Here is a 16,275-nt window from a genome sequence, read left to right as displayed (position 1 = left end):
CTGGTGCTGGCCTGCGGCGTGCCGGTGGTGCTGCTGGCCGGCGGGCTGCCCGACACCGACCTCGGGAAGCCCGCCACCGCCGCCTCGCCGACCGAGAACCCGACCACGATCGCCGCCCGGCAGGCGGCCGAGCGGATCACCGCGCAGTTGGAGAAGCAGTCGGCGGCGCTGCTCGGTCGGGACCGGGCCGGCTTCCTGGCGATCGCCGCACCCGCCGCGCAGAAGGACCTGCGCCGCCGGTACGGCGCACTGACCGCGCTGCGGGTCACCCGCTGGGAGGCGCGCCCGAGCGGGCTGCCCACCTCGGCCGGACGGGCGGGCGAATGGCGGTTGCCGGTCGAGTACCGGTACTGCTTCGTGCTGCCCGACTGCACGCCCAGCCCGGTGGTGATCGAGACCCGGTGGCGCGACGGCGCGGAGCCCCGCCTGCTCGCGCTCTCCAGGTCGAAGCCCGCGCACCACGTCAGCGGCCGGTCCAACGGGCAGCCCGGCAGCCTGCCCTGGGAGGTCAGCGACCTGGTCGTGGCGGTGGGCGAGCGTACGGTCGTGGCCACCACGCCGGCGTACCGCAAACGGCTGCCGGGCCTGCTGCGGCGGGCCGAGGCGGCGGCGACGGTGGCCGACGCGTACGTGGTCGCGGGCAGCCCGCCCGACCGGTACCGGATCTTCTACGCCGGGCCGAAGGAGTGGAAACGCTGGTACGGCGGTGAGCAGCCGGAGTGGGGTGCCGGGTACGCGATCAACGTCGGCGGTGGCCACTACGAGATCGTGCTCGGACCGGAGAGCTTCGAGTACGGCCCCTACCTGGACGAGTTGCTGCGACACGAGCTGGCCCACGCCGCGTCGTTGCCGGAGAAGAACTACGCGGACGATTCGACGTGGTGGCTGAGCGAGGGACTGGCCGAGCAGGCGGGCGTCGACGGCCAGCCGGTCGGGCGGTACGAGGGGCTGGACGCGGTCCGTGAGCTGGTCGAGGGGGACTGGGACGGGAAGCTGGAGAGCCTGATCCCCGACGCCGACACCCCGCAGGAACTGGTCAACGGCAGCTACGGCACCGCCTTCCTGGCGGTCCGCTACCTCGTCGACCGGTTCGGTGAGGAGCGGGTGCTCGCCTTCGCCAAGGCCGTGCTGCACGACCTTCGTGTGCCGGCACAGGTCAGCGAGGAGATCTTCGAGGAGGAGTGGAGCACCCTGCACAAGGAGTGTGTCGCGTACATCCGCGCCACGGTGCGCTGACCACGGCGGCGCGCCGCAGGTCTGACGGGGGCGACTCGTAGCATGGGCGGGTGCGCCGCACCGACTCGCCGCGGCTGCCCGCAGTCACGCGGCCCCGCCTGCTCACCGCCCTGACCGCCGTCGCCGTCCTGACCCTCACCGGTGCCGCCTCGTGCGGCGAGGATCCGCCCTCGATCTCGCTCGCCTCGGCCGTGCTCGCCCCGGTGGCCGAGGAGATCGACGCTCCGGCCACCGTGACCGCCCGCGCGGCGGCCACCCTCACCGCCCCCGCCGACGGCACGCTGGCCAGCCTCCGTGTCGAGCCGGGCGAACGCGTCCGGCGCGGCCAGGTGCTCGCCGTGGTCGAGTCACCCGCCGCGCGGGAGCGGCTCCGGCAGGCGCGGGGCGCGCTCACCGCCGCCAGGCGGGCCGGGGCCGGCGGTGGCGGTGGCGATCTCGCCGGTAGCCTGCGCGGCACCGACCGCGCGGCCGACGAGGCGCACGAGGCGGCCCGCGCCGCCGCCCGCAAGATCAGCGATCCGACGTTGCGCAAGGCGCTGCTGGCCCAGGTCAAGGCCGCGCAGAAGCGGTACGACGCCGCCGCCCGCACCGCCGACCAGGCGGTACGCGAGGTGCAGCGCGGCGTACGCAACCTGAACTCCGCCGTCGGCGCGCTCGCCACCGCCCAGCGCCTCCAGGCCCAGCAGGCGTACGACCTGGCCAAGTCGACCGTCGACGCGTTGACGTTGCGGGCGCCGATCGCCGGAGTGGTGCAGCCGGGCGGCGTCGCTGCCGGGGGCGATCCGTCCGGTGCGCTCGCCGGTCTGCTCGAATCGGGCGGGCTGCCGCCCGGGCTCGACCCGGCCGCGCTCGGTGGCGCCCCGGCGGGACCCCCGGCCGGCGTGGACACCGCCGTCCCGGTCGGCGGCCGGGTCACCGCCGGCACTCCGGTGCTGACCGTGGTGGACACCGGCGAGCTGGGTCTGCTGGCCGAGGTCGACGAGACCGACGTGCTGCTGGTCCGGACCGGGCTGACCGGCACGGTGGAGCTGGACGCGGTGACCGGTGCCGTGTACGACGCCACCGTGAAGTCGATCGACGTGCTACCCAGCACCTCGGCCCGGGGCGGGGTCAGCTATCGCGTCCGGCTCTCTCTCGGCCCGGGGCGGTTCGGCGAGGCGGAACCGGCTCCGGCGCCGCGCCCCGGCATGAACGCGGTGGTGCGGCTGCGGGTCCGGGAGGCGGCGGACGCGGTGACCGTACCCGCCTCGGCGGTCTTCTCCGTCGACGGTCGGGACACGGTCTGGCTGATCCGCGAGGGTCGGGCCGGCCAGGCGGCGGTCACCGTCGGCGTGCAGGGCCAGGACCTGGTGCAGATCGTCGACGGGGTGCAGCCCGGCGACCGGATCGTGGTGCGCGGCACCGACCAGGTCCGGGACGGCCAGGAGGTCGGGTGAGCCGGGTTCCGGCGATCGAGGCGGTGGACGTCTCCCGGACGTACCAGCTCGACGGGATCTCGGTACCCGCCCTGCGCGGCGTCACGCTGACCGTGGCGGCCGGTGACTACGTGGCGCTGATCGGGCCGTCCGGTTCGGGCAAGTCCACGCTGATGCACCTGCTCGGCGGCCTGGACCGGCCGACCGGTGGTCGGCTGGCGATCGACGGGCGGCAGGTCGGTGCGCTCTCCGCACCCGAGCTGGCCCGGCTGCGCAACGAGACCATCGGCTTCGTCTTCCAGGCGTTCCACCTGCTGCCGCGTACCTCGGCGGTGGAGAACGTGGCGTTGCCCCTGGTGTATCGGGGGGTGGGGGCCCGCGAGCGCCGCGCGCGGGCCGCCGCGATGCTCGGGCGGGTCGGTCTGGGGCACCGGTTGGACCACCGTCCCAACCAACTCTCCGGCGGTGAGCAGCAGCGGGTGGCGATCGCGCGGGCGCTGGTCACCGACCCGACGGTGCTGCTCGCCGACGAGCCGACCGGCAACCTGGACAGCACCACCGGCGCGGCCGTCCTGGAACTGCTGGAACAGCTCAACGTCGAGTCCGGCGTGGCGCTGGTGATGGTCACCCACGACGCGGAGGTGGCGGCCCGGGCCCGCCGCCGGATCACGATGCGCGACGGGGTGATGGTCGCGGACAGCGCGGCCGGCACGGACGACGGGGTACTCCGGTGAGGCTCGCGGAGGCATGGCGGGTGGCCTGGGACGCGCTGCGCGCGAACCGGATGCGCAGCGCGCTGACCATGCTCGGGGTGATCATCGGCGTCGCCTCGGTGGTGCTGCTGGTGGCGATCGGCACCGGCACCAAACAGACGGTGGAACAGCAGGTCGAGGGGCTCGGCTCCAACCTGCTGCTGGTCGTGCCGGGGCGCCTCGACGTCGGGTCGGCCCCGGCGGTGTCGCCGCTGACCCTCAAGGACGTGGACGCGGTCGGCCGGGTGGTCGGGGATCCCAGCCGGGTGGCCGTGACGGTCGCCTCCGGCGCCACCGTGCGGGCCGGGACCCGGCAGGACTTCACCACCGTCCAGGGGGTGCTGGAGACCACCCCGGAGGTCTTCGCCCGGGAGTTGGGCCGGGGCCGCTACCTGACCCGGTCCGACGTGGACACCGGACGGCGGGTCGCGGTGCTCGGCGACTCGGTCGCCCGGGCGCTCTTCCCCGACCGGGAGGCGGTCGGCCAGCAGGTCACCGTGGCCGGCGTACGGTTCCGGGTGATCGGGGTCTTCACGCCGCTGGGGCAGAGCCTCGGCGTGGACCGGGACGACGAGGTGCACATCCCGGTGACGGCGGCCCAACGGTTGTACGGCACCCAGCGGGTCGACGCGATCGCGGTCAAGGCCCCGGACCGGGAGCGCATCGACGAACTGGGCGAGCGGATCGTGGCCGAGTTGAACGGCCGGCATCCGGGCACCGAGTTCAGCGCGGTCACCCAGGAGCAGATCCTCGGCGTACTCGGTGACATCCTCGGCATCCTGACCGGCGTACTCGCCGCCATCGCCGGGATCTCGCTGCTGGTCGGCGGCGTCGGGGTCTCCAACATCATGCTCGTCTCGGTGCGCGAGCGGACCCGGGAGATCGGGCTGCGCAAGGCGGTGGGCGCCCGTCCGCGCGACATCGGCATGCAGTTCCTGCTGGAGGCGGTGCTGTTGACCTCGGTCGGCGGGCTGACCGGGATGGCCCTGGGAATCGGCGGGGCGCTGCTGGTGTCCGCCCTGTCGCCGATCCCGGCGGCGGTGACCTGGTGGTCGTTGGCGCTGGCCTTCGGTGTCTCGGCCGCGGTCGGGATCGTCTTCGGAGTGTTGCCCGCACAGCGGGCCGGTCGGCTCGACCCGGTGGTGGCGCTGCGCGCCGAGTGACGGTTCTCGTCAGGTGGCCGAGGATGATCGGTTGCCGGATCCGCTCGCATCCACCCGACCAGGGGTTTTTCGCCCCAGTGCCCCGGTCGAATCATGATCAGTTGCAGGAAGGGATCGCGCCGGTCACAGCCGTCCCGCTACCGTACTGGTAACACGCGCGTCGCCGGCCGCGCGGGAGGACCCGTGGGGCGGCACGCGCCGGGCATGGGATGGGTCGGTGAGCCATGGCCGGGTCGCAGTCCGATGGTCGGCTGTCGGATGTCAAGTTCCTGACCGTCGCCGAGGTGGCAACGGTCATGCGGGTCTCCAAGATGACGGTCTACCGTCTCGTGCACAGCGGTGAGCTGACCGCGGTGCGGGTGGGCAGGTCGTTCCGGGTGCCCGAGCACGCGGTGCACGAATATCTCCGTGGCGCCTTCCAGGAGACCGCCTGATCCACGGGGCCGACCCGGTCGCTGCGGGCCCGGTGAACGGGCATCGACCGGGGGCGCGTTGGTCCTGCTGACGCATCCCCGCTACGCTGGACTGGAGATCGTGACCGCTGGTGCGCTCTGCCGCCCACTCCGCCGGTCCGGTCCGCTGTCCGCAAGCGGTCGCCGACACCACGGACTCGTGGTGTCTTACCGGTCGCGCCGCACGTTGCATCGAAAGGCTTTCGTATGGGCTCGGTGGTCAAGAAGCGCCGCAAGCGCATGGCTAAGAAGAAGCACCGCAAGCTGCTGCGCAAGACCCGCGTCCAGCGTCGCCGTCTCGGCAAGTGACCGTGTGCCGGGCCCTGGCCCGGCATTCGTCGCTTGCCAACTGTCGACCCTCGGAGGCTCAGGTGATCAGGCCGTGGCTGTCCCGGCTCGGTCCCGTAGGCCGGGGTAGGTGCGAGACATGACCCCCGGTGGCTCATCGAGCCCTCCGGGGGTTGTCGTCGTGACCGGGGTCAGTCGATACCTCGGCGCGCACGTCGCCGCCCGCCTCGCGGGTGATCCCCGGATCGCCCGGGTCATCGGCGTCGACCTGGCCGAGCCCGGCCCCGAGGTGGCCGAGCTGTTGGCGCAGGTGGAACGGGTCCGGGTGGACGCCGGGTCGATCGGCGGTCTGCTCGCCGACCTCGACGTCGACACCGTGGTGCACCTGGCCCTGGTCAGCGCCCCGGATTCGCAGCACGGCGGGCGTGCGGCGATGAAGGAACAGAACGTCATCGGCACCATGCAGCTGCTCGCCGCGTGCCAGCGGGCTCCACGGTTGCGCAAGATCGTGGTCCGGTCCTCCACCGCGGCGTACGGCGCCTCGTTCCGCGACCCGGCCGTCTTCACCGAGGAGACCGAACCCCGCGAGGTGCCGCGCGGCGGTTTCGGCCGCGACATCCTCGACATCGAGGGGTACGTGCGCGGCTTCCGTCGCCGGCGCTCCGACGTCACCGCCACGGTGCTGCGCTTCGCCCCCTTCATCGGCTCGACCGCCGACACCACGCTGACCCGGTACTTCTCCCAACCGGTGGTGCCGACCATCTTCGGCCGGGACGCCCGGTTGCAGTTCCTGCACTTCGACGACGCCCTCGAAGTGCTGCACCGGTCGGTCGTCGAGGACCATCCGGGCACCTACAACGTGGCCGGTCCCGGTGTGCTCGCGCTGTCCCAGGCGATCCGGCGGGCCGGCCGGATCTCGGTGCCGGTCCTGGAACCGGGCGTCGCCGGTGCCGTCGCGTTGGCCCGGACGATGGGCTTCGGGCGGTACGGGCTCGATCAGGTCGACCTCTTCGTGCACGGCCGGGTGGTGGACATCTCCCGTCTGGAGCAGGAGTACGGCTTCACCCCCCGCTCGACCGCCGCCGCCTTCGACGACTTCATCCGCGCCCACCACGGCCGGGCCGTGGTGACCCGGGAACAGTTGGCCGTCGCCGAGCAGATGGTGCTCGACAGCATCCGCCAGGCCCGGGCCGCCGTACGGGAGCGTTCGTGACCGGGCCGGAGGAGCAGCGCGACGAGGCGCACCTGGACGACCGGTACGCCCCGTCCCCGGTGCCGGCGGAGCTCGACCCCGTCCGGCGCAACGGGCACCGTCCCGCCGAGGCGGCGGTGCCGGACCGGACCGGTGACGTCTGGGACCGGCGGGTCGCCGGCGGACTCGCGTTCCTGCGTCGGCGGTTGGCCGGCGACTACGAGGTGGACGAGTTCGGCTTCGACCCGGAGCTGACCGAGGCGGTCTTCCATCCGCTGCTGCGCCGCCTTTATCGCGACTGGTTCCGGACCGAGGTCACGGGGCTTGCGAACGTACCCGCCGACGGGGCGGGACTGGTGGTCGGCAACCACTCCGGCACCGTGGCGCTGGACGCGCTGATCCTCTCCACGGCGCTGCACCACGAGCACCCCGCCAACCGGTATCTTCGCCTGCTCGGCGCCGACCTGGTCTTCCGGATGCCGGTGGTCTCCGAGATCGCCCGCAAGACCGGTGGCACGGTGGCCTGCAACCCGGACGCCGAACGACTGCTGCGCGGCGGCGAGCTGGTGGGTGTCTTCCCGGAGGGCTTCAAGGGCATCGGCAAGCTGTACGCGGACCGCTACAAGCTGCAACGCTTCGGGCGGGGCGGGTTCGTGTCGGCGGCACTGCGCACCGGCACCCCGATCATCCCGGTGGCGATCGTCGGTGGCGAGGAGACCTATCCGATGCTCGCCGACCTCAAGCCGCTCGCCCGACTGCTCAAACTTCCGTACTTCCCCGTGACACCGACCTTCCCCTGGCTCGGGCCGCTGGGCATGGTGCCGCTGCCGAGCAAGTGGCTGATCGAGTTCTGTCCGCCGATCCCGACGGCCCACCTGGTCGACTCGGCGGACGACCCGCTGGTCGTGTTCAACCTTGCCGACCAGGTGCGGGAGACCATCCAGCAGACCGTGCACCAACTGCTCGAACGCCGCCCGGACCCGTTCGGCCCGTAGCCGTCCCCTGCCGCCGGCGTCGACCCGGTGCGTGGCGTCGACCCGGTCTAGGGTGCGGTGCCGCGTCGGGTGCGTCCGGAGGGGGCGTCGGCCGCGCGGCGGCGGCGTTGAAGGGCGACTCCGGCGGTGACCGCTCCGGCGACGAGTCCCGCTGCTGCCGTGGACGGGAGAGCGATCTTGACCGCCCGACGGCCGGTGCGGAAGTCGCGTACCTCCCAGCCGCGCTGCCGGGCCTGACGCAGCAACGTGCCGTCCGGGTTGACCGCCACCGCGCGCCCCACCAGCGACAACATCGGCAGGTCGTTGGCGGAGTCGCTGTAGGCAGCGCACCGGGTCAGGTCGAGGCCCTCCACCGCGGCGAGCTGGGCGACCGCCTCGGCCTTGAGCGGGCCGTGCATCAGGTCACCGACCAACCGACCGGTGTACGCCCCGTCGACGATCTCGGCGACCGTACCGATCGCGCCGGTCAACCCGAGCCGGGTGGCGATCACCCGACCGATCTCCACCGGGGCGGCGCTGACCAGCCACACCCGTTCACCGGTGTCCAGGTGGCCCTGCGCCAACCGGCGGGTCCCGGCCCAGATCCTCGGCGCCATCAGCTCGTCGAAGATCTCCTCGGCAAGCCGTTCGACGTCCTGGACCCGCCAGCCCTCGACGAAGGCGAGTGCGGCCTCCTTGGCCTGGGAGATGTCCCCGGCGTGTTCGCGGGCGAGCAGCCGGAACCGCAACTGCTGCCAGGCGAACCGGGCCAGGTCCCCCGTGGTGAAGTAGTTGCGTGCGGCGAGCCCACGGGCGAACCAGTAGATCGAGGCGCCCTGCATCATCGTGTTGTCCACGTCGAAGAAGGCGGCGGCGCGGGGATCCGGCGCGGCCGGGGGAGCGGGCTCGGTCTGCGCCCAACCGGTGGTGTGCCCGTGCACGTCGGTGCTGACGGTCACCTTGCGGCTGCGCGCCACCTGCACCCCCTCATGTCGCCCACCCTGAGCCCACTGTCCTCAGCGAGGGTATCCGGAGCAGCGGTCACCGCCGCCGGACGCGGGGACGGCGTACGCCCGCCGGGTCAGGCGCAGGCGCCGGGGGTGGGGCCGAGGTCGTCGCTGGCGGTGCCACCCGACCGGCCGCAGGCGATGGCGGCGCGCAGGGCCTCGGTGCGCTCCGCGACCATGTCCAGCAGCTCCAACGACTCGGCGGTCCGCTCCCGGTCGGCGCGGGAACCCCGCTCGGCCAGCGCGTCGAGTGTGCGCCGCTGCCCGGTGAGGAAAGCGTCGACGGTGTTCAGTGCCGTCGGGTCCGCGCGCCGGACGGCGGCACCGGTGAGTTGGCGTACGCCCTGGCGGATGTCCGCGTCCATGTCGTCCAGCACGCCGCGGTAGCCGGCGCGGCTGCCGTTGAGCGAGGACGCCTCGGCCAGCCGGGTCCGGGCGAAGTCGAGGAAGAGCTGCCCACGGCTGATCTCGGAGCTGGCGAGCGCCAACTGGGCGCGCTCGGTGCTGCGCTTCATGCCGTACAGCGCGTCACCGGGCACCGCGTTCTCGCTGGCGGCGGAGATGCCGGAGACGGCGATGGCGCCGGCCGCGATGCCGACCAGGATCGCGCCCCGGGCGCGGGCCCGCCGGGCGGTGACGGCCGGTAGCAGCGATCCGCGACCGGTGGTGGTCTTCGCGGCCGGTGCGGCGACGGTGGCCCCGATGCCCTCCCGGTCGGCGGTGGCCAGCAGCATCGCCCGCAGGCCGGTCCGGAACTCCGGGTCGACCTCGGTACGCGGCGGGTTGGCACCGAGTTGTCGGCCGAGCGCGACGAGCGGCGCGAGCTGGTCGTCGGCGCGGGACCGGACGTGATGACGTAGGCCACCGTTGGCTTCGTCGAGAAGCTGCGCGAAGCGCTCGGTGCGCCGACGGGAGAAGAGGGCGTTGTCCACCGCGGCACCTCCTCTCGCTGGTCGCGGCCGGTCGGCCGCGTTCACCACCAGCGACCGACCACCGCATGACACCGGAGACGGAAACCCTCGTCGGCACCGCCGCCGGTCCACCTCGGAGGTTTCCGGCCGGTCATCGGTCGCACCCGGAGAAACGCGCCGTGCCGGGGCCGGGTTACGGGCCGGCCGGCGGCGAAATCACCCAACGTGATCGGCTACGGCTGGAAACCGTCCGGGAGAAGTCGGGCCAGCGCCCGCACCGCGCGGTACTGCAACGCCTTGATCGCGCCCTCGTTCTTGCCCATCGCACGGGCGGTCTCGGCGACCGAGAACCCCTGGAGGAACCGCAGCACGATGCACTCCTGCTGCTCCGGGTTGAGCCGCTTGACCGCTGTCAACAAGGCGACGTTCGTGATGTGCTCCACCACCGCCGCCTCCGGGCTGCCCTCGGGGCCGCGGTCCTCGCGGTCGGCGTCGAGGACGTCGCCGGTGGTGACCTCCAGCCGGTACCGGCCGGATTTGAAGTGGTCGGCGACCAGGTTGCGGGCGATCGTCACCAGCCAGGCGCCGAGATCCCGGCCCTGCCAGGTGAAACTGCCGATCCGCTTGAGCGCCCGCAGGAACGTGTCCGAGGTGAGGTCCTCGGCGAGTTGCCGGTTGCCGACCCGGAAGTAGACGAAGCGGAAGACCGTGTCGACGTACCGGTCGTAGATCAGCCCGAACGCCTCGGACTCGCCGGCCTGGGCGCGCTCGACCAGGGCCCAGACCTCGGTGGCCGGGTCGGAGGGGTCGGGACGGCTCGGGAACCCGGTGGAGGTGCCGGCCGAGGAGACTGCGGGCAGCACCGCCGTCTCCGAGGTGGACACCTCGGTGACCGGGGCGTCCCCGCTGCGGCGGGCCTGGGCCGGCATGGTCGGTCGACTCGGTGAGGCGACCCGGCCTCCGGCGGGTTTCGCGTTCCCGCCGGGCGTCGGTGGTCGGGGTGGCGGATCGTTCTGATGTGGTCTGCTGCCCACCCGCGTCACGGCGCTCTCGCCGCGTGGGGGCAGGTTCCCCGTGCTGTCCTGCTGGCCGTGAGCGTTGCCGCGCTCGTTGACCGGCGTACGTGCCAGTGGGCCGGGTAGGCCGACCGGGCGGGATGCGAAGCCGAAGGCGGTCATCGGGCCGCCTCCGTTGCACCGGCCGTCGCGCCGACGGTGCCCGGTCGATCGATCGGGCCTCCGTCGGGCAGGGCGGCTCCGGGGTGTGCCGACGGGCGGCAGTTCCCCTTGAGGTGCTGGTCCAATGCGCTCACGGGCACGGGGGCCTCCTCGGGCTGAGGGGTGTCGACTCACGGCAAAATGGGGTGAGCCGACCCGAGTGATGATAGGGCCAACGTCACCCGCGCGTGGCAAGTCCGTTACACAGGGCCAAAGTATTTCCCGGCGGGTCGCACACCTGGCGGACCGGTTGTCCGTCGGGGGTTGTTGACAACTGGCCGACGAGCTGGTTGGGCATGTATCCCCTGGTCAGAGTCGTGGTGGGACGGTGCGTACAGCGACCTGCGTGCCTGCGGCGGTGCCGGACGCGGCCGGCTGCGGCGACAATCCGGCGGGGCTGTCGCACACCGTCGGTGACCCCTCGGGAGTTCCGTGCACGGGACCGGGCTGCGTCCTCGGTGGCCGAGGTGATGCCGTCCGATCGGGACCGTACCGGGACGGACCGGTCGGGACGACAAGCCGGTGTTCCCGGATCGGTGTCGGTCACCGCCCGGGAGGCATGGCCGGGCGGCGCCGGCTGTGCCAGACTCAGCCACCGTGCAGGACCGAGACGCAACCGTCGGGCCGGGGTCGCACCCCGCCGCCGACGAGGACGCAGGCACTGCCGCCCGGCCGCAGGTGGCCGACGGCACCGGGCCGAATCTCGCCGAACGTCTGACCCGGGCGGCCCGGAGTAGTCCGGACAAGCCGGCGCTGTGTTCCTCCGACCGGACGATCACCTGGTCCGAACTGGACGAGGCGGTGACCGGGGTCGCCCGGGCGCTGGCTCAGACGGTCCCGGACGCTGGCGGCCGACCGGCGCGGGTGGCCGTGGCGCTGCCCAACTCTCCGGACTTCGTGGTCGGTCTGCTCGGTGCGCTGCGGGCCGGACTGACGGCGGTGCCGGTCAACCCCACGCTGACGGCCCGCGAGCTGCGGCAGGTGCTGGCCGACTCGGCCGCGTCCGTGCTGATCGGCACCGAACGTCTTCGTGACCTGGTGGCCGACGTCGAGCTGCCCGCGCTGCGCGCCGTACACCTCAGACCTCCCGTCGCCGACGGGGGGCCGCAGACCTTCCCGGCGCGGTCCGCCGACGACCTGGCGGTGCTGCTCTACACCTCGGGCACCGAGGGGCGGCCGAAGGGCGCCATGCTCTCGCACGGCGCCCTGGCGGCCAACCACGACCAGGTCGGCCGGATCGTGCCGCCGGTGGTCGGGCCGGACGACGTGGTGCTGCTGGCGTTGCCGCTGTTCCACGCGTACGGGCTGAACACCGGACTCGGTGCGGTGCTGCACCACGGCGCGACCGGCGTACTCGTCGACGATCTTGGTGCCGACGCGGCGCTGGCCGAGATCGCCCGGCACCGGGCCACCGTGCTGGTCGGCGTGCCGTCGATGGTGCAGTCCTGGTCACGGGCGGACGCCGAGGTGCTGGCCGAGGCGATGGCAGCGGTGCGGGTCGTGGTCTGCGGCGCGGCGCCGCTCGACCCGGCCGACGCGGCGCGTTTCATCGAGGCCGCCGGTAGGCCGGTGCAGATCGGCTACGGCCTGACCGAGACCGCCCCGGTGCTCACCTCGACCCTGGTCGGCGGGGAGCCGAAGCCGGGCTCGATCGGCCGCCCGCTGCCCGGCGTCGACCTGCGGCTGGTCGGGGCGGACGGGAGCGAGCTGTGGCGCGACGGCCTGGCCGCGCCCGACGACGACGCGGAGGAGTGGGACCTCTCCGACCCGGTGGCCGGCACCGACCCCGGTCAGATCGTGGTGCGCGGGGCGAACCTCTTCTCCGGGTACTGGCCGGACGGCACGGGTGGGCCCGACCGGGACGGCTGGTGGCCCACCGGCGACGTCGCGTACGCCGACGCCGACGGTGATCTCTTCCTGGTCGACCGGCTCGGCGAGCTGATCCTGGTCAACGGCTTCAACGTGTACCCGCACGAGGTCGAGTCGGTGCTCTGCGCCCATCCGGCGGTGGCGGAGTCGGCGGTAGTGGGGGTGCCGCACCCCCGGACCGGGGAGACTGTCCGGGCGTACGTGGTGGCGGCGGCGGGGCATCGGGCGACCGGTGCCGAGCTGATCGCGCACTGCGCGCGTAATCTGGCCAGATTCAAGTGCCCCACCGACGTCGAGTTCGTCGACCTGCTGCCGCGCTCGGTGATCGGGAAGGTGCGCAAGACCCTGCTCCGACCCACCGCCACGACGGAGGAGACCGATGCGTGAGCCCCGCCTGACCCTGATCACCCGACCTGGCTGCCACCTCTGCGAGGACGCCAAGGCGGCCCTCGACCGGGTCGTCGCGGTCACCGGCGACCGGTGGATCGAGCAGGACGTGAGCGGCGACGCCGAGATGGAACGGGAGTACGGCGACCGGCTGCCGGTGGTGCTGCTCGACGGCAAGGAGCACGGCTACTGGCGCGTCGAGGAGCAGCGGCTGCTGAAGGATCTGACCACCCCGCAGCTCTGAGGCCGCCGGTAGGGTGCGCTGATGACCCCTGCGCGCACCCATCTGGTGTGGGACTGGAACGGCACCCTGCTCAATGATCTCGATCTGGTGGTGGCCTGCACCAACGCCGCCTTCGGCAGCGCGGGCGGGCCGTCGGTGACGGTCGCCGAGCACCGGGTGCGGTTCCGCCGACCGATCGCCGACTACTACGCGGACGTACTCGGCCGGGCCGTGGACGAGCAGGACTTCGGACGCCTCGACAAGATCTTCCACGACGCGTACCGGCGGGGGTTGACCGGCTGTGAGCTGGCCCACGACGCCGCGGACGCGATGGCCGCCTGGCCGGGCAGCCAGTCGCTGTTGTCCATGTGGTTCCACGACGAGCTGGTGCCGGCGGTCCGGACGTACGGGCTGACCGGCCGGTTCGTCCGGGTCGACGGATGGCGGGACCAGGTCGGCGGGGACCGCAAGGCCGAGTCGCTGGCCCGCCACCTGGCCGAGATCGGGGTGGACGGCCGGTCGGTGGTGGTGATCGGGGACTCGATCGACGACGCCGACGCGGCGCACGCCGTCGGCGGGCGTGCCGTGCTCTACAGCGGCGGATTCACCGACCGGTCCCGGCTGGTGGACTCCGGCCACCCGGTCGCCGACACCCTGGTCGAGGCCGTGACGCTCGCCACCGCGCTGGCCGATGTGCCGACGGTGGAATCGCCCAGCTGAGTCGAAACGGGTGTCACCGTGTGTGGTCGCGGTCTTCCGATCTCCGCATTCGATCAATGATTGGCGTGTGTGATTAGTCAGAGAAGTCGGGATTGAGTAATAATCGCGCCGGTAGTCGTGATGCAGGGGTCTCCGGTCGATCTTGCGAGACGGAGGGGCTGGTGGGGGCGCGGCGTGTGCCGACAAGATCGCGATTTGTGCACGTCTTCACAAGCGCCTACTCTGTAATTCCGACGCGCCCTGCTAGCACAGCCGGCAATTCCGGTCGCCAGCGGGAGTCCCGAAACGACCGGCCGGTGGAGTTGGTCGAGGATCGCACCGCACGGAGTCTCATGAGTCAGCACCGTCACCCAGGCGCGCCCGGCCGCGCCGGTGCCGTACCGGCGCTCCCGGACCTGCCCGAGGCGACGGTCGCCCGGCTCCCCGAGTACCTCCGTGCCCTGCACAACCTCGCCGAAACCGGCCACGAGACGATCTCCAGCGAGGGGCTGGCCAACGCCGCCGGGGTGAACTCCGCGAAACTCCGCAAGGACCTGTCCCACCTCGGCTCGTACGGCACCCGGGGCGTCGGTTACGACGTGGCGCTGCTGGTCGAGCAGATCGAGTACGTGCTCGGGCTCACCCAGCGTCGGGCGGTCGCCCTGGTCGGCGTCGGTAACCTCGGTCACGCGCTGGCCGGTTACGACGGGTTCACCGGTCGCGGATTCCGGATCGTCGCCCTCTTCGACGCCGACCCGCGCCGCATCGGTGAGGAGATCAACGGGCTCGTCGTGCGGGACATCGACGAGTTGCCCGAGGTCGCCGCCGCCGAGGCCGTCGCCATCGGGGTCATCGCCACCCCGGCCACCGCCGCCCAGCGGGTCGCCGACCAGTTGGTCGCCGTCGGCGTGACGAGCATCCTGAACTTCGCGCCGTGCGTACTCTCGGTTCCCGAGGGGGTCGACGTCCGCAAGGTCGACCTCGCCATCGAGCTGCAGATCCTGTCGTTCCACGAGCACCGCAAGGCAGCCCTGACCGCGCTCCCCGCCGCCGGTGGGTCCGCTCTCACCGCCCTGCCGGGCGGCTTCGCGGTCACCGAGAGCCAGGAGGCGATCGGCACGTGAAACTCATCGTCGTCGGCGCCTCCTACCGCACCGCGCCGGTCGCCACCCTGGAACGGCTCGCGGTGCCGCCGGCTGATCTCGGCGCCACCCTCGACCGCCTGATGGCGCAGCCGTACGTCAGCGAGGTCGTCCTCGTCTCCACCTGCAACCGGGTGGAGGTGTACGCGGCCGTCTCCGGCTTCCACGGCGGCCTCGGTGACATCTGCGCCGTCCTCGCCGAGCAGGCCGGCTGCCCGCCCACCGCGCTGGCCAACAACCTCTACGTGCACTTCGACTCCGCTGCGGTCGAGCACGTCTTCCGGGTCGCCGCCGGGCTGGACTCCATGGTCATCGGCGAGGCGCAGATCCTCGGGCAGCTCCGGGACGCCTACCACTGGGCCGGCGAGTCCGACGCCGCCGGCCGGCTGCTGCACGAGCTGATGCAGCAGGCCCTGCGGGTGGGCAAGCGGGCCCACTCCGAGACCGGCATCGACCGGGCCGGGCAGAGCGTGGTCACCGCCGCGCTGGGGCTGGCCGCCGGTCATCTCGGCAACGACCTCGTCGGCCGTCCCGCACTGGTGGTCGGCGCCGGGGCGATGGGCTCGCTGGGCGTGGCGACGCTGTCCCGGCTCGGCGCCGGGCCGGTGACCGTGACCAACCGCAGCGCCGACCGGGCCGTCCGGCTGGCCGAGTCGTACGGTGCCGCCGCGCGGGAGCTCACCGAGCTGGCCGACACACTGTCCACGGTGGACATCGTAGTGGCCGCCACCGCGTCCACGGAGCCGGTCCTCACCCGTCCGGTCGTCGCCGAGGCGGTGGCCGCACGTGCGCCGGAGCGCGGCCCGTTGGTCCTGCTGGACCTGGCCGTACCTCGCGATGTCGGGCCCGGCGTGGCCGAGCTGCCCGGCGTCGAGGTGATCGACATCGACCGGATGGCGGCCCTGCTCGCCGAAGGCCCGGTCGCCGCCGACGCCGCCGCCGTCGAAAGGATCGTGACCGGCGAGGTCGAGTCCTTCCTCACCTGGCTGCGCGGCGCCGACGTGGCACCGACCGTGGCCGCCCTGCGTGGCCGTGCCGACGACGTGGTCACCGCCGAGCTGCGCCGACTCGCGCAGCGCCGCCCCGACCTCACCGACGACCAGCGCGCCGAGGTGGCCCGGACCGTGCACCGGGTGGTCCAGCGACTGCTGCACCAGCCGACCGTGCGGGTCCGGCAACTCGCCGCCGAACCCGGCGGCGACCAGTACGCCGCCCTGCTGCGCGAGCTCTTCGACCTCCAGGTCCCGCAGACCTCGCCGGTGGACACCGTCCCCGACATCACCCCACCCGGAGGTGAGCAATGAGCGAGCGCCAGCGAGTGAATCGTCAGCTCAGTGCGAAGGTGCCT

General features: G+C 72.8%; 16 protein-coding genes. 13 read left to right on the top strand and 3 right to left on the bottom strand.

Annotation, left to right across the window (positions count from 1 at the left end; translation table 11 throughout):
• Positions 1 to 3 precede the first annotated feature (3 nt).
• From HUT12_RS28960 to HUT12_RS28925, 8 genes are all read left to right on the top strand, one after another.
• Positions 4 to 1,236 carry a hypothetical protein gene (locus tag HUT12_RS28960; protein WP_254876984.1) on the top strand — a complete coding sequence of 411 codons (1,233 nt, stop codon included), beginning with the start codon at positions 4 to 6 and terminating at the stop codon, positions 1,234 to 1,236.
• Between the two features lie 50 nt (positions 1,237 to 1,286).
• A complete protein-coding gene (locus HUT12_RS28955) occupies positions 1,287 to 2,672 on the top strand; it encodes an efflux RND transporter periplasmic adaptor subunit (protein WP_176095288.1) in 1,386 nt (461 codons plus the stop codon).
• Complete coding sequence (locus HUT12_RS28950) at positions 2,669 to 3,385, top strand: ABC transporter ATP-binding protein (protein WP_176095287.1); 717 nt, start codon at positions 2,669 to 2,671, stop codon at positions 3,383 to 3,385. The genes HUT12_RS28955 and HUT12_RS28950 overlap by 4 nt, the downstream gene beginning before the upstream one ends.
• The gene (locus HUT12_RS28945; RefSeq protein WP_131051861.1) at positions 3,382 to 4,566 is read left to right on the top strand and encodes an ABC transporter permease; all 1,185 of its coding nucleotides are present in this window, start codon (positions 3,382 to 3,384) and stop codon (positions 4,564 to 4,566) included. The genes HUT12_RS28950 and HUT12_RS28945 overlap by 4 nt, the downstream gene beginning before the upstream one ends.
• Positions 4,567 to 4,790: 224 nt before the next feature.
• Complete coding sequence (locus HUT12_RS28940; protein WP_091079691.1) at positions 4,791 to 5,000, top strand: helix-turn-helix domain-containing protein; 210 nt, start codon at positions 4,791 to 4,793, stop codon at positions 4,998 to 5,000.
• A gap of 225 nt (positions 5,001 to 5,225) precedes the next feature.
• Positions 5,226 to 5,327, top strand: coding sequence for an AURKAIP1/COX24 domain-containing protein (locus HUT12_RS28935; protein WP_007465623.1), 102 nt, complete (start codon positions 5,226 to 5,228; stop codon positions 5,325 to 5,327).
• A 118-nt stretch (positions 5,328 to 5,445) separates the two neighbouring features.
• Positions 5,446 to 6,519, top strand: coding sequence for an NAD-dependent epimerase/dehydratase family protein (locus tag HUT12_RS28930; RefSeq protein ID WP_131051862.1), 1,074 nt, complete (start codon positions 5,446 to 5,448; stop codon positions 6,517 to 6,519).
• A gap of 116 nt (positions 6,520 to 6,635) precedes the next feature.
• Entirely contained in the window at positions 6,636 to 7,493 is an 858-nt protein-coding gene (locus HUT12_RS28925; protein WP_176096020.1) for a lysophospholipid acyltransferase family protein, read from the top strand.
• Positions 7,494 to 7,540: 47 nt separating this feature from the next.
• Here the strand turns inward: HUT12_RS28925 and HUT12_RS28920 are convergent, their stop codons facing one another.
• The 3 genes from HUT12_RS28920 to HUT12_RS28910 all read right to left on the bottom strand — a co-directional run bounded on the left by HUT12_RS28920 (position 7,541) and on the right by HUT12_RS28910 (position 10,568).
• Entirely contained in the window at positions 7,541 to 8,449 is a 909-nt protein-coding gene (locus tag HUT12_RS28920) for an HAD family phosphatase (protein WP_176095286.1), read from the bottom strand.
• Positions 8,450 to 8,553: 104 nt separating this feature from the next.
• Positions 8,554 to 9,411 (bottom strand): DUF5667 domain-containing protein, encoded by an 858-nt coding sequence (locus HUT12_RS28915; RefSeq protein WP_176095285.1) that lies wholly within the window; start codon positions 9,409 to 9,411, stop codon positions 8,554 to 8,556.
• Between the two features lie 212 nt (positions 9,412 to 9,623).
• On the bottom strand, positions 9,624 to 10,568 hold the full coding sequence (locus HUT12_RS28910; RefSeq protein WP_131051865.1) for an ECF subfamily RNA polymerase sigma factor, BldN family: 945 nt from the start codon (positions 10,566 to 10,568) through the stop codon (positions 9,624 to 9,626).
• Positions 10,569 to 11,204: 636 nt separating this feature from the next.
• Between HUT12_RS28910 and HUT12_RS28905 the strand changes: the two genes are divergently transcribed.
• The 5 genes from HUT12_RS28905 (at position 11,205) to HUT12_RS28885 (ending at position 16,231) form a co-directional block, all read left to right on the top strand.
• Positions 11,205 to 12,863 carry an AMP-binding protein gene (locus tag HUT12_RS28905; RefSeq protein ID WP_254876983.1) on the top strand — a complete coding sequence of 553 codons (1,659 nt, stop codon included), beginning with the start codon at positions 11,205 to 11,207 and terminating at the stop codon, positions 12,861 to 12,863.
• Positions 12,856 to 13,107, top strand: coding sequence for a glutaredoxin family protein (locus tag HUT12_RS28900; protein WP_131051867.1), 252 nt, complete (start codon positions 12,856 to 12,858; stop codon positions 13,105 to 13,107). Before HUT12_RS28905 ends, HUT12_RS28900 begins: the two co-directional genes overlap by 8 nt.
• A gap of 21 nt (positions 13,108 to 13,128) precedes the next feature.
• Entirely contained in the window at positions 13,129 to 13,806 is a 678-nt protein-coding gene (locus HUT12_RS28895; RefSeq protein ID WP_131051868.1) for an HAD family hydrolase, read from the top strand.
• A 332-nt stretch (positions 13,807 to 14,138) separates the two neighbouring features.
• On the top strand, positions 14,139 to 14,909 hold the full coding sequence (locus tag HUT12_RS28890; RefSeq protein WP_131051869.1) for a redox-sensing transcriptional repressor Rex: 771 nt from the start codon (positions 14,139 to 14,141) through the stop codon (positions 14,907 to 14,909).
• On the top strand, positions 14,906 to 16,231 hold the full coding sequence (locus tag HUT12_RS28885) for a glutamyl-tRNA reductase (RefSeq protein WP_131051870.1): 1,326 nt from the start codon (positions 14,906 to 14,908) through the stop codon (positions 16,229 to 16,231). Before HUT12_RS28890 ends, HUT12_RS28885 begins: the two co-directional genes overlap by 4 nt.
• Positions 16,232 to 16,275: the final 44 nt, after the last annotated feature.

Origin of the sequence: Verrucosispora sp. NA02020 (genome assembly GCF_013364215.1) — a bacterium.
Classification (GTDB): domain Bacteria; phylum Actinomycetota; class Actinomycetes; order Mycobacteriales; family Micromonosporaceae; genus Micromonospora.
The sequence above is the reverse complement of the archived record's forward strand: the minus strand, read 5'-3'. Positions and strand labels throughout refer to the sequence as shown.